Origin of the sequence: Pantoea sp. USHLN298 (assembly GCF_037149395.1) — a bacterium.
In the GTDB taxonomy this organism is placed as follows: domain Bacteria; phylum Pseudomonadota; class Gammaproteobacteria; order Enterobacterales; family Enterobacteriaceae; genus Pantoea; species Pantoea astica.
This window is the reverse complement of sequence record NZ_JBBCRO010000002.1, coordinates 550,109-570,301: the sequence shown is the minus strand read 5'-3', so window position 1 is coordinate 570,301 and position 20,193 is coordinate 550,109. Positions and strand designations below refer to the sequence as shown.

Sequence of the window (20,193 nt, the reverse complement as noted above, 5' to 3'; positions counted from 1 at the left end):
TTTTTGCTTACAAGGATCGATTAATGAAAAAGCTTCCTCTGTTTACCCTTTCTCTGCTCGCCTCCGTGATCGCCACGCCGACCCTGGCAGATACCGACCTTGCTTCCCGCGCGGCGCAGGGTGATATCAGCCAGCACGGCGGGGCGCGTAGGCTGACCGGTGATCAGACTGAGGCGTTAAAAGCCTCGTTACGCAATAGCACCGCAAAAAACGTCATCCTGCTGATTGGCGACGGGATGGGCGACTCTGAAATTACTGCGGCGCGTAACCTGGCAGAAGGGGCGGGCGGCTTCTTTAAAGGCATCGATGCGCTGCCGCTGACCGGCCAGTACACCCACTATTCGTTAGACAAGAAAACCCATAAGCCCAATTACGTCACTGACTCTGCCGCGTCAGCCACCGCCTGGGCGACCGGCACCAAAAGCTATAACGGTGCGATCAGCGTTGACGTAAATGGTCAGGATCAAATGACGTTGCTGGAACTGGCGAAAGCGGCGGGCAAAGCCACCGGTGACGTTTCGACAGCTGAATTACAGGATGCGACGCCCGCCGTGCTGTTCTCACACGTCACCTCACGTAAATGCTACGGACCAGAAAAGACCAGCGAACTCTGTCCAACCAACGCTTTAGAGCAGGGTGGTAAAGGGTCGATCAGCGAGCAATTACTGAAAACCCGCCCGGACGTGACCCTGGGCGGTGGCGCGAAGTCCTTTGCTGAGGTGGCGAAAGCGGGCGAGTATCAGGGTAAAACCCTGAACGAGCAGGCGCAGGCGCTGGGCTATCAGCTGGTCAGTGACTGGCAGGGACTCAATGCCGTAACCCAGGCCGACCAGAAGAAACCGCTGCTGGGCCTGTTCTCGCCTGGCAACATGCCGGTGCGCTGGCAGGGACCCAAAGCCAGCTATCACGGCAATATCGATAAGCCGGTGGTAACCTGCGAAGTGAATAAAGATCGCCCGCTGTCGACGCCTACGCTGGCACAGATGACCGCTAAAGCGATCGACCTGCTGCGTCACAATCCCGATGGTTTCTTCCTGCAGGTGGAAGGCGCCTCAATAGATAAGCAGGATCACGCCGCCAATCCGTGCGGACAAATTGGCGAGACGGTGGATCTGGATGAAGCGGTCCAGCAGGCGCTGGCATTTGCGCGTGAAGAGGGGAATACCCTGGTGGTGGTGACGGCCGATCATGCTCACAGCAGTCAGATCGTCGAGAACGGCACCAAAGCGCCGGGCCTGACGCAGGCGCTGAACACCAAAGACGGCGCGGTGATGACCATCAGCTATGGCAATTCAGAAGAGGATTCGCAGGAACATACCGGTTCACAATTGCGTATTGCGGCGTATGGGCCACATGCCGGTAACGTGGTGGGACTGACCGATCAAACCGATCTGTTCTTTACCCTGGGGAATGCGATGGGGCTGAAGCTGCCCGGTCAGTAAAACCGGGTCGGGGTGGTGGAAACCACCCCGCAGCTGAAAAAACTAGCTCTTCACCTTATTGGCAAAGCTCTTACGCAGTTTCTGCAATTTCGGTGGGATCACCGCCAGGCAGTAACCGTTACGCTGACCAGCACCGTCCCAGTAATCCTGGTGATAGGCTTCAGCCGGATACCACTCTTTCAGCGGCTCGATGGTGGTTACCACCGGCACATCGTGATCGGCCTGCGCGCGTTCAATCGCGGCACGGGCTTCCGCTTCCTGCTCTGCATTGGCCGGGAAAATCGCTGAGCGATACTGGGTACCGATATCATTGCCCTGACGATTAAGCTGGGTCGGATCGTGGGTCACAAAGCTGATATCCAGTAAATCACCGTAGCTGACTTTTTCCGGATCAAAGCCGATGCGGATCGCTTCAGCGTGACCGGTGGCACCGCTGCAGACCTGCTCATAGGTCGGATTTGGCCGGGCACCGCCGGTGTAACCGCTCTCTACCGACTCCACGCCGATCACATCCTTAAATACCGCTTCGGTGCACCAGAAACAGCCACCCGCGATCACTGCATATTCGATTGCCATAATGAATTACTCCTGTCAGGTCGAAAGAGGAGAATGGGGACGAGAGCGCCCGCTTTCAACTAAATCAGCATTTCCGGTTTAAAATCTTTGCTCTTATCCAGCAGCTTATCGCTCATCACGCTGAAGCGGCCTTCACCGGTGTAGTGCAGGGTGGTGGGATAGTCGGGATGTTCGGCAACGTGCGCTTTAACAATCTCAAAAATAAACAGGTTGTAGTTATCGACCATCGAATCGTCATACAGCTGGCATTCGAAGCTGGCAAAGCATTCGGCAATCATCGGCGCGCGAACTACCTGCGCGGGCTCAGCCGTCAGGCCAAAGGCGTCGAACTTATCCAGCTGGTCACCGTGGCTGTTACCGATCGCCACCACCTGATCAATCAGCGAGGCCGAAGGCACGTTGAGCACGCACTGACCGCTGTTACGGATCAGCTCATGACTGTAGTTCATGCCGGCAATCATGCAGCCGACCAGTGACGGGGAAAATTCAAGCACGGTGTGCCAGCCGAGGGTCATGATGTCGTGCCGATCCTCAAACTGCGAGCTGAGCAGCAGGACCGGACCCGGCTCAAGATATTTACGCGCTTTGCTGACCGGAAAAGCATATTTGTGCATGCGTTGACTCATGGCGGAACTCCCTGAACGGAATGGTGCCACTAAGTGTAGAGCACCACGCCGACGCAGCGGTGGAGCCAACCCGCAGAATGGAAAAAAGCGCTGCCGCGGCGCGGTTCAGCGCGCGTCAGCGTTTGGGCTTAACGGCCAACCCGCGCCTGCAAGGTGGCAGGGTAGCGGTCACCTTGTATCTGGACCGCGTCCAGTGCCTGATTGATGCGCTGTAACTCTTCTGCCGTGAGCTGCAACGCTGCCGCCTGCAGGTTTTCGCTCAGACGGTGCAGTTTCGTGGTGCCAGGGATCGGGACAATCCACGGTCTTTGTGCCAGCAGCCAGGCGAGGGCAATCTGTGCCGGTGTGGCAGCGTTATCCTGTGCGAGAGTGCCGAGCAGATCGATCAGCGCCTGATTAGCGGCCAGCGCTTCAGGCGAAAAGCGCGGCACCTGGCTGCGGAAATCGTCGCTGCCAAAGGTCGTGTCCGGCTGAATGGCGCCGGTCAGATAGCCTTTACCCAGTGGACTGAACGGCACAAAACCGATGCCCAGCGCCTCCAGCGTCGGCAGCATCTCCGCCTCCGGTTCACGCCACCACATCGAATATTCACTCTGCAACGCCGTCACCGGCTGAACCGCGTGGGCACGGCGCACGGTCTGTACGCCAGCTTCGGATAAGCCAAAATGTTTCACCTTACCTTCGGCGATTAAATCTTTAATCGTTCCGGCGACATCCTCAATCGGCACCTCAGGATCGACCCGATGCTGATAATAGAGGTCAATCACTTCCGTTCTCAGCCGACGCAGCGAACCTTCAATTGCCCGGCGAATCTGTTCTGGCCGGCTGTTAAGAATCTGCTGTTTGTTATCCTCGCCAAAAGTGAAGCCAAACTTAGTGGCGATCACCACCCGATCGCGAACCGGTGCCAGCGCTTCGCCCACTACCTCTTCATTCAGCCACGGGCCGTAAACTTCAGCGGTATCGAAAAAAGTGACGCCCTGATCGACGGCGGCGCGGATCAGGGAAATGGCCTGCTGTTTGTCAGTTGCCGGACCATAACCGTGACTCAGCCCCATGCAGCCGAGCCCCAGGCTGGAGACCTCCAGGCCGGACTGACCTAATCTGCGTGTTTGCATTGTTGCTCTCCTCGGAAGTGTTGCGGGAATCGCCTGAGAATAGAGCACATCGCGCGCGCTGATTAGATCCCTGAACAGAGATGAGTTTATGAACTGTGCTCATTAGTCGTGGGGAAAGGGCGATTTTTAACCTGATCCCGGCGAGCTTAAGGTTTCCTTAATCTGGCGCGAGGATACTCCAGGGACAACATGAGGAGAATGCCATGAAATCTGCGTCTACTGCGGTAATTGCTGCACCTGCCCGACCTGTCAGTGAATATGCGGCCGTGCTGATCGCCGCCGCAACCGTGATCCTGTTTCTGGCGGCATGGTTCAGCGCCTGAGTTGTCTGCCATCAGAATTTAATCACCGCCCGACAGCCGCTGCGGTCGCGGCGGTTTTCCAAAAAGAACTGAAAGCGATGCAGCTGCACAATGCGGCTGACGATGCTTAACCCCAGTCCAATCCCGCCGTAACGACTGTCCATCCGGATAAAGGCTTTACTCAGCTCACCGCTTTTACTTTCATCAATACCCGGACCTTCGTCTTCCACCGTCAGGGTCGGCTGTGCGCCCGACGCCAGCCGCAGAGTAATCGCACTCTCTTTGGGGCTGTAACGATGGGCATTCTCGACCAGATTACGCAGCAACATTTTCAGCAACGTCGCGTCCCCGCGCACAAACAGCTCCTCTGGCAGATCGAGCGTCAGCGTCTGCTGGTGCGTATCCAGCATGGTGCTTAGCTCCGCCTCCATTGGCAATATCACATCTTCAATCAGCGCCACATTCTGATAGGTGCCGGAGGTAAAAGACTGCCCGGCACGCGCCAGCTGCAACAGCTGCGACACGCTGTGCGTCATCTGATCGAGCCGCTGGAGTAACGGCTGAACATGGGCCTCGCCGTTGCGTTCAATCAGTTCCAGATGCAGTCGTAATCCCGCCAGCGGGGTGCGCAGCTCGTGCGCCACATCGGCGGTAAACAGCCGCTCGCGCTCCAGGCTGTTATTCAGCCGCGCCACCAGCTGGTTGATCGCCTGGGTCACGGCATCGATCTCATGCACCGAACTATGGCAGGCGATTGGGTCCAGATTCTCTTCGCTGCGGTTCTCCAGTTCACGCTGCAGTTGATACAGCGGCCGGGTGATCCATTTCACCGCCTGATAGCAGAGCAGCAGCGTCAGCGTAATCATCACCAGACTCGGCACCGCCAGGCTGGCAACCGCTTCATGCACCTCTCTTTCGACGTGGCGATCCATATTGCGCTTCTGCAACTGCGCTTCGACCAGAAACTGAATCTGTTCTTTACTCTCATGCCACAGCCAGACGACGCTGATCACCTGGAACACCAGCAGAATCAGGCCTATGGTCAGGATCAGGCGAAAACGCATACTGCGATGATCGATCCGGGATTTCATGGTGCCTCGCGCATCACGTCAGTCGTTACCAGCGCATAGCCGAAACCGCGCACCGTGCGGATCGCACTTTTGCCGATTTTGTCACGCAGATTATGAATGTGAACTTCCAGCGTATTGGTAGACGGCTCGGTTTCCCAGTTATAGATATCCTGATAGAGGATTTCGCGGTGCACCGGGTTACCCGCCTTCAGCATCAGGCGGGAGAGGATGGCATACTCTTTGGGCGTCAGATCCAGCAGCGTTCCGGCGAGTGAGATCTGGCGATGCGTCATATCCAGCGCCAGCGCGCCGACCATCAGATGACTGTCGCCCTGATTGACATGGCGGCGGATCAGGGCACGAATGCGTGCCAGCAGCTCCTCCAGCGAGAACGGCTTAATCAGGTAATCATCGGCACCGGCATCCAGCCCGGCAATACGTTCACTGATGGTGTCACGCGCGGTGAGAATCAGTACCGGCGTCATCTTCTTCTGCCGGCGCAGACGCAGCAGAAAATGCAGTCCGTCTTCATCCGGTAAACCGAGATCCAGCACCACCAGACTGTAAAGGCCGCTGGCAAAATGCGCTTCAGCATCCCGCACCGTGGTGACGCCATCACAGACGTAACCTTCGCCCTCCAGCGCCAGGATCAATCCCTGCAACAGCAGAGCATCATCTTCTACGATCAGAATCTTCATTGTGGTCGGCTCCGACACATCGTCAAAATGTCATCCGCGGGTACATATTCGTGGGTCGCGGTGCCGGTTAATCCCAGCATGGTTGAGAACAGATTATCCTGTGAAAAATCGTCTGTCGCCGCCAGTCTGGTCAGGCAGCCACGATTAATCGCATAGCGCTGCTGATAATCCTCTGACAGCCAGATCAACATCGGCACATGTTTTTGCGTCTCCGGGGCAATCGCGTAGGGCAGGCCATGCAGGTATTCGCCATTTTCGCCCAGCGATTCACCGTGATCGGAAAGATAGACCAGGCTGGTGGTAAAGCGATCCTGATGGGCACGCAGCAGGTTAATCGCCTTATCCACAATGTGATCCACATTCAGCAGCGTATTGTCATAGGTATTGACCAGCTGTTGCTGCGAACAATCCTGAATCTGATTGGTATCACAGGTCGGGACGAACTGACGCAATTCCGGCGGATAGCGGTGGCTGTAGGTCGGGCCGTGGCTACCAATGGTGTGCAGCACAATCACCGCATTGCCCTTAATCTGGTTAATGTAGTCATCCAGGCCATGAAACAGTACGTCGTCGTAACATTCACCGTTAATACACATGCCAGGCAGATTCAGGCTGGTCATATCCTGATGCGGCACCCGGTCGCAGGCGCCTTTACAGCCGCCATCATTCTCATTCCATAACACGCTGATGCCCGCCCGCTGGATGATATCCAGTAACCCTTCCTGATGCGCCGCCAGTACATCATCATAATGTGCGCGCGGCATATTAGAGAACATGCAGGGCACCGAAACGGCAGTGGCCGTGCCGCATGAGGTAGTGTGCGGAAAATAGATCACATTATCTTTTGCCAGCAGCGGGTTGGTCTGACGGGCGTAGCCGCCCAGCGAGAAGTTCTGCGCCCGTGAGGTTTCCCCAACGATCAAAATGGTCAGATTCTGTTTACCGCCGCTGAGCCGATCGGGCTGTTGATGGGCATCTTCGCCAATGCGCACCAGCGGCAGGTTCTCCAGTTGCTGATGCTTATACCAGGAGAGGCTGGCGGCGATGCTGTTTGACGGGCTAAGCGCCTTCACCAGTTCGCGGTTATTGCGAAACAGCGAGGCGTAATCTTTATAGAACAGCAGCGCAACCAGCAGGATCACCGCCACGGAGATCACGATGCTGAGCAGTCGCTGCAACACGCCACGCCAGTGCTGTTTCTTCAGCCGCGGCCAGAACACCAGCAGCGCCATCAACAGGCCCGATGTCAGCAGGGTAAACAGCAGTTGTGGGGTGATGAGCGCAAAAGATTCCGACGCGGTGGTATCCATCATATTGGTGATCATCGAGCGATCGACCACGATGTTATAGGTCTGGATAAAAAACTGTGCGCTGGCGGAGAGCAGGATAAACAGCGCAATCAGCAGTCGGTCCAGCCAGAGAAACGAGGCGAGGGTGATCACAATGTTGATCACGCTAAACGCCACCAGCGGCATAGAGAAAAAGACCAGCGAGGCGTGCAGGCTGGTCAGTGGCATCAGAGCCAGCACCTGACGGTAATAGGCCAGATTAAGGAAAACCGAGATATAACAAGCCGCAAGGATCAGCAAAGTGAGGCGGCTGATAACCGGCCGGTTCAGTGTAAATGCCATGTTGAGAAATATCCGAATATCAATTGTGTGCTGAGAGTGCACTTTCAATATTAGGAATACCTTAAGACGCTTAAGGTTGGCCCGGCTCCGGTGGTTCAGCCGCGGTACACAAGGGCTATTCCCCATCCATCGGCTGCAAAAAAAGGAATGAAGAGAAAATAACCCGCTATTCAGCGTCGGCAAGGCTGGCTGACTTAACCGCAGCGGCTGGCATGAAACCTGCATCTTTCTGGCAAAGCCACTATTACTGTCTACACTTAATCGGGTGATGTTCTCAGTCAGCCAGTATTGTCAGTAATGAGCTTGCAAGTTTGAGGAGAGTGACCTATCGAATCGCCCGGCTTTATCCCTCAATCGCCACGTTATCAGAATTTCCCTCTTGCTGACCCTACTGCGTCAGGACATCCTTGATTTGAACTCAAATTTCCAAATTCAGGAGAAGTGACGTGACCCAAGCGGTAGATACCTCTGACGCGTTCCCGACACTCGATGGCGGGCTTTATGCCTTCTTTTTTGATGTCGATGGCACGCTGGCAGCGATACAGTCCCGTCCCGAAGCGGTGTTTATTCCTGAACAGGTCGTTGACCAGTTACAACAACTCTCCGCACTCAGTCAGGGTGCGCTGGCGCTGGTCTCTGGCCGGCCGATTGAACAACTCGATGCTCTGGCCGCGCCGTGGCGCGGTCCTGCCGCTGGCGTACACGGTGCCGAGCGCCGTGACGCCGACGGCGAGATGCAGCGCATCAGCCTGCCGGTTGAGGTTGAACAGGAACTCCGGACGGAACTGCAAAACGCGATGGCGTTATGGCCTGGCACCCAGCTGGAAATCAAAGGCATGGCCTTTGCACTCCACTATCGCCAGGCGATGCAGCATGAACAGGATGTGATGCGACTGGCTGAGCAATCTGTAAAACGTTTTCCAGGACTGGCGCTTCAGCCGGGGAAATGTGTCGTTGAAATTAAACCTTTAGGGATTGATAAGGGCGCTGCCATTGGCGATTTTATGCAACAGGTGCCTTTTGCCGGACGCATTCCGGTATTTATTGGAGACGACCTGACAGATGAGAAAGGCTTTCTCGCGGTTAACGCCATGCAGGGCATCTCTATTAAGGTCGGCGAAGGTTCCACTCAGGCCCGCTATCGATTAAACAATGTCGAGGCGGTATATGGCTGGCTGGAACGAACATTATTACGATTAAAGCAAGACAACGTCGGTAAGGAGTTTAGGTTATGAGTCGTTTAGTGGTTGTATCTAACCGTATTGCCATTCCAAATGGGGCTAAAACCAGCGCAGGCGGCCTGGCCGTCGGGATTCTGGACGCGTTGAAAAGCACAGGCGGACTGTGGTTTGGCTGGAACGGTGAAATCAGCGAGTTCTCAGGCGAAGAAGAGGACGATGTTACCGTCCAGCAGCATGAAGGCATTGAGTATGCCTCCTTCCCGTTAAGCCAGAACGAATACGATCTCTACTATTGCCAGTTTTCCAATACCGTAATCTGGCCCGCCTTCCATTATCGTCTTGATCTGGTGCAGTTCCAGCGCGAAGCCTGGGACGGCTATTGCGAAGTGAATGATGCGGTGGCCCAGCGGTTAAAACCGTTGATTGAACCGGATGATATTCTGTGGATCCACGATTATCACTTCCTGCCGTTTGCCGCAGCGCTGCGTCGTGCCGGTATTAATAACCGCATCGGTTTCTTCCTGCATATTCCTTTCCCGACGCCTGAGATATTCAATGCGCTGCCACCGCACAAGGAACTGCTGGAAATGCTGTGCGAGTATGATCTGCTGGGTTTCCAGACCGAATCAGATCGGGTTGCTTTCCTCGACAGCGTCAGCCAGCTGACACAGTTGCAGAATAAAGGGGATAAGAAGCATCGCGCCTTCGGCAATACCTTTATGACCGAGGTTTATCCGATTGGGATTGAACCCGACAGTATTAAAGAGATGGCTGAAGGGCCGTTGCCACCGAAAATGGCGGCGATGAAGAAAGAGCTGGGCGACGCGCGCAACATTATTGCCTGTGAGCGCCTCGACTATTCCAAAGGTCTGCCTGAGCGTTTCCTGGCGTATGAAGCGCTGCTGGAGAACTACCCCCAGCACCGCGGTAAAATTCGCTACTCACAGATTGCGCCGACCTCACGCAGTGATGTGCAGGCCTATCAGGATATTCGTCATCAGCTGGAAACCGAAGCAGGGCGCATCAACGGTAAATACGGCACGCTGGGCTGGACGCCGCTCTACTATCTCAACCAGCACTTTGATCGCCGGCTGTTGATGAAAATCTTCCGCCTGACCGATGTCGGTCTGGTAACGCCGCTGCGTGACGGGATGAACCTGGTTGCGAAAGAGTATGTGGCGGCGCAGGACCCGGACGATCCGGGTGTGCTGGTGCTGTCGCGCTTCGCCGGTGCCGCCAATGAGCTGACCTCTGCGCTGATCGTCAATCCTTATGACCGCGATGAAGTGGCGGCGGCGCTCGACAAAGCGATTACTATGCCGCGCACTGAAAGGATTTCACGTTATAACGACATGATGACGGTGCTGCGTAAAAATGACATTACCGCCTGGCGTGAAAACTTCCTCAAAGACCTCTATCGCATCGCCCCTCGCAGTGCCGACCATGGTACGGCGAACAAGGTCGCAACCTTTCCTAAACTGGCCTGATTAAACGGCCTGAAGCCGTTCTGACGGGCAACGACATCTTTGGGTGTCGTTGCCCTTTTTTACAGCCAGCACCGGCTGTGCTCGCCGGTTACATTCCGTCATGCTCCCTGCCACAATCTTTACCCTGGCTGGCGTTCGCTTTACGCCGCTTCACCCGGCACAGGGCTCAAAAAAAAGCAAACGGTCAAAAAAACCACTGATAAGCGTATCAGGCGGCTTTCTTTAATTTTTAAACTCAAGTTTTTCTTCCCGCTGCCGATACTGACTAAGCCTGATTAAACCCTTCCCCGATTCATTCATCCTGCTTATGTAACTCATTGTTACATCTGGTGTCGTATACTAAACATCCAGCGGTAACTGTTAACGCTTGGTTGCCAGTTGAAGTCAGTACTGCCGTATAAACCTTAACGCTTTCATTACTCACCCTCTGCGATACTCACCCTAAGTGACTAATTACAAAGTGATTCTCTGCCGCTTCGTTCAGCATAATATGCTGACTTAGTCGTTTTAAATGGTTCTAAATAGGGTGTTAAATCGATTAACACTGACAATAGATCGACGCCGTCTCAAAGCCTCGAATAGAGCTGCTTTTACCCCCTATTAAACCTTTCTCAGGACCAATTCGACTTAAAATCGGCTTTTTTCGATCAAAAATTGAACAACAGACAAAGGATCGTAAAGGGTTGCTGAAGAAATTTGCCTTAAAAGTGTGATCTGCGTCACACTTTATCTAAAATTTCACAGTACTGTCGTTGTATGTCGAAATCAGACGATATAGATTTGCCTTGTTTTCGGAATAGTCTTAAAAAATGTAAGAAGACGTCACGGAAGATGGTCAGAACTCGAAAATAAAATGGCCTGGATTTTTGACTTTCGGTGGGTCATGAACCCACACATAAGATGAAGGCGAAAAGCAGTGACATTGGCTTCACATGACATTTTTTTTGCCATCTTTAGATTTACCAAACAGCAGCTCAATACGCAGATAATAATCTGTGGTGAAGTTACGTCGCGTCTCTCAGGATGGAAAAATGGGTACATCTGAATTACTAAAACATATTTACGATCTCAACTTGTCATATTTACTGCTTGCGCAGCGATTAATTAACCAGGAAAAAGCTTCGGCAATGTTTCGCCTCGGTATCGATGAGAAAATGGCGGACGCATTATCTGAATTAACACTGCCTGAAATGGTAAAAATGGCGGAAACCAATCAATTGGTTTGCCAGTTCCGTTTTACCGATAGCAGCACAATTAATCGCCTGACGCAGGAATCACGCGTGGATGATTTACAGCAAATCCACACCGGTATTTTATTATCGAGCCGTTTACTGCGTAACGCGTCTAAAGATGACGTGCCTGCTAAAAAGAGGGCGATGTGATGACTGAGAAAAGTATTGTTCAGGAAGCGCGTGATATTCAGCTCGCGATGGAGCTGATTACCCTGGGCGCGCGTTTACAGATGTTAGAAAGCGAAACCCAACTGAGTCGTGGTCGTCTGATTAAGCTCTATAAAGAGCTGCGCGGTAGTCCGCCACCGAAAGGCATGCTGCCTTTCTCTACCGACTGGTTTATGACCTGGGAGCAGAATATTCACGCTTCCATGTTCTGTAACGCCTGGAAGTTTTTACTGAAAACCGGACTGTGCAACGGCGTCAACGCCGTGATTAAAGCCTACCGGTTATATCTCGAACAGTGTCCGCAATCGGACGAGGGCCCGCTGTTGGCGCTAACGCGTGCATGGACCCTGGTGCGATTCGTTGAAAGTGGCATGCTGGAACTGGCCGATTGCAAAAGCTGTAATGGCAGCTTTATTAATCACGCCCATCAGCCGGTTGGCAGTTTTGTCTGCAGCCTGTGCCAGCCGCCATCACGTGCCGTAAAAAGACGTAAACTTTCTGCAGATTCTGCCGATATGTTTCCACAACTGCTGGATGAACAGGTTAAACGCGCCGTTTAAGTTTGTTCGCACTGTGGAAGCCATCCAGCAGCGGTTAATACCGCTGCTTTTTTTTTGCTTCCGTTTTACGAATAACACCTGCGGCTCTCTGGCTTAACTTCCACCAACACGTTACGGACGTAAGGATTTCTTGTGCTGATAATTTTAGGTTATTTGATTGTTTTAGGCTCCGTGTTGGGCGGATATGCGCTGGTGGGTGGCCATCTTGGCGCACTTTATCAGCCGGCTGAATTATTAATGATCGGTGGCGCCGGGGCCGGTGCTTTTTTAGTGGGCAACAACGGCAAGTCGATTAAAAAAACCCTGAAAGCGTTACCTTTGTTATTTCGCGGGTCAAAATATAACAAAGCGGTTTACATGGACCTGATGGCGCTGCTCTATCGCCTGATGGCCAAGTCCCGTCAGCAGGGGATGTTGTCGCTGGAACGGGATATTGAAGATCCCAGCCAGAGCGAAATTTTCGCTAATTATCCGCGTATTCTTGCCGATAAACAGTTAGTGGATTTTATTACCGATTATTTGCGTCTGATGGTCAGCGGCAACATGAACGCCTTTGAGATTGAGGCGCTGATGGATGAAGAGATTGAGACCTACGAACACGAGTGTGACGTACCGGCGCAAAGTATAGCGGCGGTCGGCGATGGTCTGCCGGCATTCGGTATCGTGGCGGCGGTAATGGGCGTGGTACATGCCCTGGCTTCCGCCGATCGTCCGGCGGCGGAACTGGGTGCGCTGGTGGCTCATGCGATGGTCGGAACATTCCTCGGCATTCTGCTGGCGTATGGCTTCATTTCGCCGCTGGCGTCGGTACTGCGCCAGAAATGTGCTGAAACCACCAAGATGATGCAGTGCATCAAAGTGACGCTGCTCTCCAGCCTGAATGGCTACGCGCCTCAGATTGCGGTGGAGTTTGGTCGTAAAACGCTCTATTCCGCTGAACGTCCCTCATTCAGCGAACTGGAAGAGCACGTACGTAACGCGAAGAACCCGGCTAAACAGACTTCGGATCAGACCTCATGAAGCATGGCAATCGCCCAATTGTGCTGATCAAAAAGCGCAAACATAAAGGACATGAAGGCAGCCACGGGTCGTGGAAAATTGCCTACGCCGACTTTATGACGGCGATGATGGCATTTTTTATGGTGATGTGGCTGCTTTCCATCGCCAACCCGCAGGAGCTGGTGCAGATCGCTGACTACTTTAAAACGCCGCTGAAAGTGGCGATAACCGGTGGCCAGCGCAGCAGCGACAGCGACAGTCCGATTCCTGGCGGCGGCGACGATCCGACGAAAAAGATCGGTGAAGTGAAGAAAGTGGTCGATATGGATGAGCAGAAACGCAAGCTGGACGATATTCGCCTTAACCGGCTGCGGGAAAAGCTCGATCAGCTGATTGAAGCCGATCCGCGTCTGAAAGCGTTACGTCCGCATCTGATCATCAACATGGTGGAAGAGGGGCTGCGCATTCAGATTATCGACAGCCAGAACCGCCCGATGTTTAAGACCGGCAGAGCCGAGGTGGAGCCCTATATGCGCGATATTCTGCGCGCCATTGCGCCGATCCTCAACGGCATTCCCAACCGTATCAGTCTGGCCGGCCATACCGATGATTTTCAGTATGCCAGCGGTGATAAAGGGTACAGCAACTGGGAACTCTCAGCCGATCGTGCCAACGCCTCGCGGCGTGAACTGGTGATTGGCGGGTTAGACAGCGGCAAAATTTTGCGCGTGTTAGGCATGGCCGACACCATGCGCCTGAAAAATCGTGGCGGGAATGATGCGGTTAACCGTCGCATCAGCCTGCTGGTGTTGAACCACGACACCGAAGCGGCAATAGAAAAAGAGAACGCAGAAAGTGATGCCGTCCAGATCAGCGATCCGGCGGCCATTGAACAAATTACCGCACCGTCAGCTCCCCAGGGCAGCGCGGTGAATACAGCAGCCCCCTCACAGCCGAGGTGATCCCCGTGAGTATGGACATCAGCGATTTTTACCAGACGTTTTTTGATGAAGCCGATGAGCTGTTAGCGGATATGGAACAACACCTGTTGGGTCTCGACCCGCAGGAACCAGATTCTGAACAGCTTAACGCCATCTTCCGCGCCGCCCACTCGATTAAGGGTGGCGCCGGAACCTTTGGTTTTACGGTATTACAGGAAACTACTCACATCCTGGAAAACATTCTGGATGGTGCTCGTCGCGGCGAGATGCAGCTCAGCACCGACATCATCAACCTGTTTTTGGAAACCAAAGATATTATGCAGGAACAGCTCGATGCTTATAAAACCGCGCAAGAGCCGAACGCGGAGAGCTTCAAATATATCTGTGAAGCGCTGCGCCAGCTGGCGCTGGAGGCCAAAGGTCTGCCGGTTGAAGCACCGGTCAGCGTGGCCGCCGTTGCCAGCGCAGCACCGGCCAGCAGTGCGCTGCGCGTGCAGCTGATCGATCTGAAAGAGAAAGAAGTCGATCTGATGCTGGAAGAGATGAGCAATCTCGGCACCCTGACCAACGTCCAGAAGGGCAGCAACACGCTGGATGTCTGCATTGATGGCGTCGGCAAAGATGACATCGTGGCGGTGCTCTGCTTTGTGATTGATGAAGCGCAGATTCGCTTCCCGCAGGCGGAAGAGCCGGCACCGGTGTCAGCGCCAGCGCCTGTTGCGCCGGTGGTGGCTGAAGTGCAGACCGCCAGCGTCACCGAACTGCCAGTGGCCGCGGTGAAACGCGAAAGCAAACGCGCTGCGGCACCGGCCAAATCAAGCGAATCCACCAGCATCCGCGTGGCGGTTGAGAAGGTCGATCAGCTGATTAACCTGGTCGGCGAACTGGTGATTACCCAGTCGATGCTGGCGCAGCGTTCCGGTGAACTCGATCCGGTGGCGCACGGTGACCTGCTGAACAGCATGGGTCAGCTGGAGCGTAATGCCCGCGATCTGCAGGAATCGGTGATGTCGATTCGTATGATGCCAATGGAATATGTCTTCAGCCGCTTCCCGCGTCTGGTGCGTGACCTGGCGAGCAAGCTCGGCAAAGAAGTGGAGCTGACGCTGCTCGGCAGCTCAACCGAACTCGATAAGAGCCTGATTGAACGCATCATCGATCCGTTAACGCACCTGGTGCGTAACAGCCTCGACCACGGTATCGAATCGCCGGATAAACGTCTGGCGGCCGGCAAAGTGGCAACCGGTAACCTGACGCTGTCGGCGGAACATCAGGGCGGCAACATCTGTATCGAAGTCTCTGATGACGGTGCCGGTCTGAACCGTGAACGTATTCTGGCGAAAGCGCTCTCATCCGGCTTGCCGGTCAGCGAAAGCATGAGCGACGAAGAGGTCGGGATGCTGATCTTCGCGCCTGGCTTCTCAACGGCCGAGCAGGTCACCGACGTATCAGGCCGCGGCGTCGGCATGGATGTGGTGAAACGAAACATCCAGGAGATGGGCGGTCACGTCGAAATCGCCTCGAAGCAGGGCAAAGGCACCACCATCCGTATCCTGCTGCCACTGACGCTGGCGATCCTCGACGGCATGTCGGTTCGCGTGGCGGATGAAGTCTTTATTCTGCCGCTCAATGCGGTGATGGAATCGCTGCAGCCGCGTGCTGAAGAGCTGAAACCGCTGGCCGGTGGCGAGTGCGTACTGGAAGTGCGCGGTGAGTATCTGCCGCTGGTCGAACTGTGGAACGTGTTTGAGGTGCAGGGGGCGAAAACCGAGGCCACCCAGGGCATCGTCGTCATTCTGCAAAGCGCGGGCAAGCGTTACGCGCTGCTGGTCGATCAGCTGATTGGTCAGCATCAGGTGGTGGTGAAGAACCTGGAAAGTAACTATCGCAAAGTGCCGGGCATCTCCGCCGCCACCATTCTTGGCGATGGTAGCGTGGCGCTGATTGTCGATGTTTCAGCACTGCAATCACTGAACCGTGAAAAACGTGTGGCTGGCGCTGCCGCCTGATTGATAACGAAAGGGTAAATAACATGAATGGAATGGCAACCGTGACAAAAATCGCTGGCGAAACTGTCGGCCAGGAGTTTCTGGTCTTCACGCTGGGCGATGAAGAGTACGGCATCGATATCCTGAAAGTTCAGGAAATTCGCGGTTACGATCAGGTAACGCGTATCGCAAATACCCCTGAATTTATTCGCGGCGTCACCAACCTGCGTGGCGTGATCGTGCCGATTATCGACCTGCGGGTGAAGTTCTCCCAGCCCGATGTCGAATACAACGATAACACCGTGGTGATCGTGCTGAATCTGGAGAATCGCGTGGTCGGGATCGTGGTGGATGGCGTTTCTGACGTGCTGTCACTGACCCAGGATCAGATCCGCCCTTCACCGGAGTTCGCCGTCACCATGTCAACCGAGTACCTGACCGGTCTCGGCGCGCTGGGCGATCGCATGTTGATTCTGGTTGACATTGAGAAGCTGCTGAGCAGCGACGAGATGGCTCTGGTGGATAACCTGCGTAGCGCCTAAGCGTCACGTCACAGGCCGGTTATGTCCGGCCTGTGACAGTTTTACTGCTGAATAATTTCTTATTTTTCAAATAATAAACTCACTTTCTTCTCTAATTTCCCGCACGCACCTGCCGATAATCACGTTGCTGCTTTATCACTTACATTTTCCAGGGTTAATCATGTTAACGAAAATTCGCGTTGTCACCAGCCTGTTGCTGGTATTGCTGATGTTTGGGCTGTTACAGGCCTTTTCCGGCTCCGTTTTTTATTCGGCACTCAGCCATGACAAGCGTAGTTTTGCCGTGTCGCAGCTGGCGATGCAGAACACTCAGGCTCTCAACGATGCCTATATGAGTCTTAACCAGAGCCGGGTCTTACTCACCCGCATTCAGCTGCGCTTTGCCACCAGTAAACTGGAAGGAAAAGACGCCGACGTTGCCGGACTGTTTGACGACAGCAAAGCCTTTCAGCAGGCGGCCGCGGGCTATTACAAAGTCTTTAAGGAGACGCCCGATACCCCAGGGCAAAATCTGCAACTCAATGACCAGCTGGATCAGCGCTACAGCGCCTATGCTACGGCATTAAACGATCTGCAGACCGCACTGCAGGCGAACGATCTGGTGGCGGCTGGCAAAGCGCCGGTGGCACCGGGCCAGAGTGCGTTTCTGAAGCTCTATACCGACTGGCGCGCCGATCAGAACCGACTGACCACGCTCGGCGTTGAAGAGAACAGTTCTGCTTACAGCCGGATGCTGTGGATACTGGGCACCATCATGGCGATAGTAGCAGGTGTGATCGTCCTGTGCTGGTTCGGTCTGCGCAAGGTATTAATTACTCCACTGAACACGAACATCACCCATATTCAGCACATCGCGCAGGGCGATCTGACCCAGCCGATCGCGGTTGAAGGGCGTAACGAGATGAGCCAGCTGGCGGCCAGCCTGCATGATATGCAGCAGTCACTGGTGCGCACGGTGAGCAACGTGCGCGAAGGGTCTGATGCCATTTTTACCGGTGCCAGCGAAATTTCTGCCGGCAATAATGATCTCTCTGCCCGTACTGAACAGCAGGCTGCCTCTCTGGAGCAGACCGCCGCCAGCATGGAGCAGCTGACCGCCACGGTGAAGCAGAACGCAGACAATGCGCGTCAGGCGTCGCAGCTGGCGCAGACCGCCTCAGAAACCGCGCAGAAGGGCGGCAATGTGGTGGATGGTGTGGTGAAAACCATGCGCGACATCGCGGGCAGCTCGAAGAAAATTGCTGATATCACCAGCGTGATTGACGGCATCGCCTTTCAGACCAACATCCTGGCGCTCAACGCCGCGGTGGAAGCGGCGCGGGCCGGAGAACAGGGTCGCGGTTTTGCGGTGGTAGCGGGTGAAGTGCGCAATCTGGCCCAGCGCAGCGCCCAGGCCGCCAAAGAGATCAAAGGACTGATTGAAGACTCGGTTAACCGGGTCAATGCTGGCTCCCAGCTGGTGGGAACCGCCGGTGAAACCATGAGCGATATCGTCAGTGCAGTGACCCGCGTCACCGACATCATGGGCGAGATCGCCTCGGCGTCCGATGAGCAGAGTCGCGGTATCGATCAGGTGGGTCAGGCGGTTACCGAGATGGATCGGGTCACCCAGCAGAACGCCTCGCTGGTCGAAGAGTCAGCGGCGGCGGCGGCCTCGCTGGAAGAGCAGGCCAGCCGTCTCAGCCAGTCAGTGGCGGTGTTTAAGATCCAGCGCGCGTCTGGCGGGCAGACGCTGACGAAGCATCTGCCGATTGCCGCGCCGGTGACCGCTCTGGCACCGCGTAAAGCGCTGACCGCACCGGTCAGCGACACTCACTGGGAAACCTTCTGATCGACCGCACGCCCCGTCTGCCTCCAGCCGGGGCGTGCACCTGCGCCTCATCCCGCCAGCCTGACTAAAGCCAAACCCGCCGCCCGGTAGCAATATCATTAATTACAAAAGCCGATTGTCGCTGAAAAGCGGCGAAAACCGCTAACACATCGCGTCAGAGCGCCGATAAAGCCGCTGCACCTTAATCAACCTGCAGGGGAACAAGATGTTAAAAAGAATAAAAGTGGTCACCAGTTTAATCGCGGTACTGGTGATCTTTGGCGCGCTTCAGCTGCTCTCCGGCAGCCTGTTCTGGTCGGCGCTGAATAAAGACAAAGCGGCTTTTGCCCTGTCGCAAGTCTCCAATCGCAACGTCACGGCGATGACCGACGCCTATATTTCGCTGAACAACAGCCGCACCACCCTGAACCGCGCCATGCTGCGGTTACAGACCAGCATGGCCTCGCAGATGAACGGCGGTCAGCTCGACGATCTGATGAACAAAGCTAACGCGCAATTGGCCGAGGCCGATCGTCACTTCCAGATCTACTACAACCTGCCTGCGACCGCTGGCCTTGCGGTGGCGCTGCGCGACCGGCTGGAAGCGGATTACGCCAGTTACGACAACGGCCTGAAAGCGATGGTGAAAAGTCTGCAGGCGCGCGATCTGGAAGGGATGTTTAAACAGAATATCGAACAGAAACAGGTGGCGATGCAGGGCAGCTATGGTGAGTGGCGCGCCCGTCAGACCGCGCTGTCTGAACAGGGCATTGCTCAAAACCAGCAGGCCTTTACCCAGATGATGTGGCTGTTGGGTGTGATTGCCGTGTCGGTACTGGTGGTGATTGTCGCCTGCTGGTTTGGCCTGCGGCAGGTGTTAATTCAGCCGCTGCAACAGCTGCTGGCGCATATCCGATCTATCGCCTCCGGCGATCTGACCCAGCCGATCCAGGTCGAGGGGCGTAACGAGATGAGCCAGCTGGCGGCCGGCATTCAGGAAATGCAGCAGTCGCTGGTGATGACCGTCAGCAACGTGCGTGACGGCTCTGACGCCATCTTTACCGGTGCCAGTGAGATTGCTGCCGGTAATAACGATCTGTCAGCGCGTACCGAAGAACAGGCCGCCTCGCTGGAGCAGACCGCCGCCAGCATGGAGCAGCTGACCGCCACGGTGAAGCAGAACGCAGACAATGCGCGTCAGGCGTCGCAGCTGGCGCTGACCGCCTCAGAAACCGCGCAGCAGGGCGGCAAAGTGGTGGACGGTGTGGTCAGCACCATGAAAGAGATAGCCGGCAGTTCGAAGAAGATTGCCGATATTATCAGCGTGATTGACGGCATTGCTTTCCAGACCAACATCCTGGCGCTTAACGCCGCGGTGGAAGCGGCGCGGGCCGGTGAACAGGGCCGCGGTTTTGCGGTGGTGGCTGGTGAAGTGCGTAATCTGGCGCAGCGCAGCGCCCAGGCGGCGAAGGAGATCAAAGGGTTGATCGAAGATTCAGTGGCACGCGTCAACAGCGGTTCGCTGCAGGTCGAAAGCGCGGGCAGCACCATGAACGACATCGTCGGCGCGGTCACCCGCGTGACCGACATCATGGGCGAGATCGCCTCGGCATCCGATGAACAGAGCCGTGGCATCGAGCAGGTCGGTCAGGCGGTGACCGAGATGGATCGCGTCACCCAGCAGAACGCCTCGCTGGTGGAGCAATCCGCCGCCGCGGCCGCCGCCCTGGAGCAGCAGGCCAGCGTTCTGACCCAGGCCGTCTCCGTTTTCAAAGTTTCCCGCGTCTGATTTTCTCTCCTCTCCTCATGGCGGCAGCGGTAA

17 protein-coding genes are annotated in these 20,193 nt (G+C 55.2%); 11 read left to right on the top strand and 6 right to left on the bottom strand.

The features are described 5' to 3' along the window. Window positions 1–23: 23 nt before the first annotated feature. Window positions 24–1,442 carry an alkaline phosphatase gene (phoA, locus tag WFK59_RS07375; protein ID WP_262287631.1) on the top strand — a complete coding sequence of 473 codons (1,419 nt, stop codon included), beginning with the start codon at window positions 24–26 and terminating at the stop codon, window positions 1,440–1,442. Window positions 1,443–1,484: 42 nt separating this feature from the next. On the opposite strand, the gene msrA is transcribed toward phoA, so the two are convergent. The 6 genes from msrA to eptA all read right to left on the bottom strand — a co-directional run bounded on the left by msrA (window position 1,485) and on the right by eptA (window position 7,463). Beyond that, window positions 1,485–2,018, bottom strand: coding sequence for a peptide-methionine (S)-S-oxide reductase MsrA (gene msrA, locus WFK59_RS07370; protein WP_031376424.1), 534 nt, complete (start codon window positions 2,016–2,018; stop codon window positions 1,485–1,487). 59 nt (window positions 2,019–2,077) lie between these two features. After that, window positions 2,078–2,644: a flavin reductase family protein gene (locus tag WFK59_RS07365; RefSeq protein WP_233987853.1), complete on the bottom strand. Its 567-nt coding sequence runs from the start codon at window positions 2,642–2,644 to the stop codon at window positions 2,078–2,080. 128 nt (window positions 2,645–2,772) lie between these two features. Beyond that, window positions 2,773–3,762, bottom strand: a complete 990-nt coding sequence (locus WFK59_RS07360; RefSeq protein ID WP_336755480.1) for an aldo/keto reductase — start codon at window positions 3,760–3,762, stop codon at window positions 2,773–2,775. A gap of 334 nt (window positions 3,763–4,096) precedes the next feature. After that, window positions 4,097–5,155 (bottom strand): two-component system sensor histidine kinase PmrB, encoded by a 1,059-nt coding sequence (pmrB, locus tag WFK59_RS07355; RefSeq protein WP_336755479.1) that lies wholly within the window; start codon window positions 5,153–5,155, stop codon window positions 4,097–4,099. Further along, window positions 5,152–5,832, bottom strand: a complete 681-nt coding sequence (gene pmrA / locus WFK59_RS07350; RefSeq protein ID WP_233987856.1) for a two-component system response regulator PmrA — start codon at window positions 5,830–5,832, stop codon at window positions 5,152–5,154. Before pmrA ends, pmrB begins: the two co-directional genes overlap by 4 nt. Next, window positions 5,829–7,463 (bottom strand): phosphoethanolamine transferase EptA, encoded by a 1,635-nt coding sequence (gene eptA, locus WFK59_RS07345; RefSeq protein WP_336755477.1) that lies wholly within the window; start codon window positions 7,461–7,463, stop codon window positions 5,829–5,831. Before eptA ends, pmrA begins: the two co-directional genes overlap by 4 nt. Window positions 7,464–7,909: 446 nt before the next feature. Between eptA and otsB the strand changes: the two genes are divergently transcribed. From otsB to WFK59_RS07295, 10 genes are all read left to right on the top strand, one after another. Further along, complete coding sequence (otsB, locus tag WFK59_RS07340) at window positions 7,910–8,698, top strand: trehalose-phosphatase (RefSeq protein ID WP_336755475.1); 789 nt, start codon at window positions 7,910–7,912, stop codon at window positions 8,696–8,698. Next, window positions 8,695–10,131 (top strand): alpha,alpha-trehalose-phosphate synthase, encoded by a 1,437-nt coding sequence (gene otsA / locus WFK59_RS07335; protein ID WP_336755473.1) that lies wholly within the window; start codon window positions 8,695–8,697, stop codon window positions 10,129–10,131. The genes otsB and otsA overlap by 4 nt, the downstream gene beginning before the upstream one ends. 1,031 nt (window positions 10,132–11,162) lie before the next feature. Then, window positions 11,163–11,513, top strand: coding sequence for a flagellar transcriptional regulator FlhD (flhD, locus tag WFK59_RS07330; RefSeq protein WP_233987860.1), 351 nt, complete (start codon window positions 11,163–11,165; stop codon window positions 11,511–11,513). Next, window positions 11,513–12,091, top strand: coding sequence for a flagellar transcriptional regulator FlhC (flhC, locus tag WFK59_RS07325; protein ID WP_233987861.1), 579 nt, complete (start codon window positions 11,513–11,515; stop codon window positions 12,089–12,091). The genes flhD and flhC overlap by 1 nt, the downstream gene beginning before the upstream one ends. A 132-nt stretch (window positions 12,092–12,223) precedes the next feature. Continuing rightward, window positions 12,224–13,111, top strand: coding sequence for a flagellar motor stator protein MotA (motA, locus tag WFK59_RS07320; RefSeq protein WP_094121232.1), 888 nt, complete (start codon window positions 12,224–12,226; stop codon window positions 13,109–13,111). After that, window positions 13,108–14,052 carry a flagellar motor protein MotB gene (gene motB, locus WFK59_RS07315; RefSeq protein WP_233987862.1) on the top strand — a complete coding sequence of 315 codons (945 nt, stop codon included), beginning with the start codon at window positions 13,108–13,110 and terminating at the stop codon, window positions 14,050–14,052. The genes motA and motB overlap by 4 nt, the downstream gene beginning before the upstream one ends. 11 nt (window positions 14,053–14,063) lie before the next feature. After that, window positions 14,064–16,040, top strand: a complete 1,977-nt coding sequence (cheA, locus tag WFK59_RS07310; protein WP_233988160.1) for a chemotaxis protein CheA — start codon at window positions 14,064–14,066, stop codon at window positions 16,038–16,040. A 23-nt stretch (window positions 16,041–16,063) separates the two neighbouring features. Continuing rightward, complete coding sequence (gene cheW / locus WFK59_RS07305; protein WP_233987863.1) at window positions 16,064–16,561, top strand: chemotaxis protein CheW; 498 nt, start codon at window positions 16,064–16,066, stop codon at window positions 16,559–16,561. 160 nt (window positions 16,562–16,721) lie between these two features. After that, entirely contained in the window at window positions 16,722–18,392 is a 1,671-nt protein-coding gene (locus tag WFK59_RS07300) for a methyl-accepting chemotaxis protein (RefSeq protein WP_336755470.1), read from the top strand. Window positions 18,393–18,597: 205 nt separating this feature from the next. After that, on the top strand, window positions 18,598–20,160 hold the full coding sequence (locus WFK59_RS07295; RefSeq protein ID WP_233987865.1) for a methyl-accepting chemotaxis protein: 1,563 nt from the start codon (window positions 18,598–18,600) through the stop codon (window positions 20,158–20,160). Window positions 20,161–20,193 lie beyond the last annotated feature (33 nt).

What these genes read in the sequence shown, in the direction of transcription:
- phoA (WP_262287631.1), top strand. Translation starts at nt 24, where the DNA reads ATGAAAAAGCTTCCTCTGTTTACCCTTTCTCTGCTCGCCTCCGTGATC.
- msrA (WP_031376424.1), bottom strand. Translation starts at nt 2,018, where the DNA reads ATGGCAATCGAATATGCAGTGATCGCGGGTGGCTGTTTCTGGTGCACC.
- WFK59_RS07365 (WP_233987853.1), bottom strand. Translation starts at nt 2,644, where the DNA reads ATGAGTCAACGCATGCACAAATATGCTTTTCCGGTCAGCAAAGCGCGT.
- WFK59_RS07360 (WP_336755480.1), bottom strand. Translation starts at nt 3,762, where the DNA reads ATGCAAACACGCAGATTAGGTCAGTCCGGCCTGGAGGTCTCCAGCCTG.
- pmrB (WP_336755479.1), bottom strand. Translation starts at nt 5,155, where the DNA reads ATGAAATCCCGGATCGATCATCGCAGTATGCGTTTTCGCCTGATCCTG.
- pmrA (WP_233987856.1), bottom strand. Translation starts at nt 5,832, where the DNA reads ATGAAGATTCTGATCGTAGAAGATGATGCTCTGCTGTTGCAGGGATTG.
- eptA (WP_336755477.1), bottom strand. Translation starts at nt 7,463, where the DNA reads ATGGCATTTACACTGAACCGGCCGGTTATCAGCCGCCTCACTTTGCTG.
- otsA (WP_336755473.1), top strand. Translation starts at nt 8,695, where the DNA reads ATGAGTCGTTTAGTGGTTGTATCTAACCGTATTGCCATTCCAAATGGG.
- flhD (WP_233987860.1), top strand. Translation starts at nt 11,163, where the DNA reads ATGGGTACATCTGAATTACTAAAACATATTTACGATCTCAACTTGTCA.
- flhC (WP_233987861.1), top strand. Translation starts at nt 11,513, where the DNA reads ATGACTGAGAAAAGTATTGTTCAGGAAGCGCGTGATATTCAGCTCGCG.
- motB (WP_233987862.1), top strand. Translation starts at nt 13,108, where the DNA reads ATGAAGCATGGCAATCGCCCAATTGTGCTGATCAAAAAGCGCAAACAT.
- cheA (WP_233988160.1), top strand. Translation starts at nt 14,064, where the DNA reads ATGGACATCAGCGATTTTTACCAGACGTTTTTTGATGAAGCCGATGAG.
- cheW (WP_233987863.1), top strand. Translation starts at nt 16,064, where the DNA reads ATGAATGGAATGGCAACCGTGACAAAAATCGCTGGCGAAACTGTCGGC.
- WFK59_RS07300 (WP_336755470.1), top strand. Translation starts at nt 16,722, where the DNA reads ATGTTAACGAAAATTCGCGTTGTCACCAGCCTGTTGCTGGTATTGCTG.
- WFK59_RS07295 (WP_233987865.1), top strand. Translation starts at nt 18,598, where the DNA reads ATGTTAAAAAGAATAAAAGTGGTCACCAGTTTAATCGCGGTACTGGTG.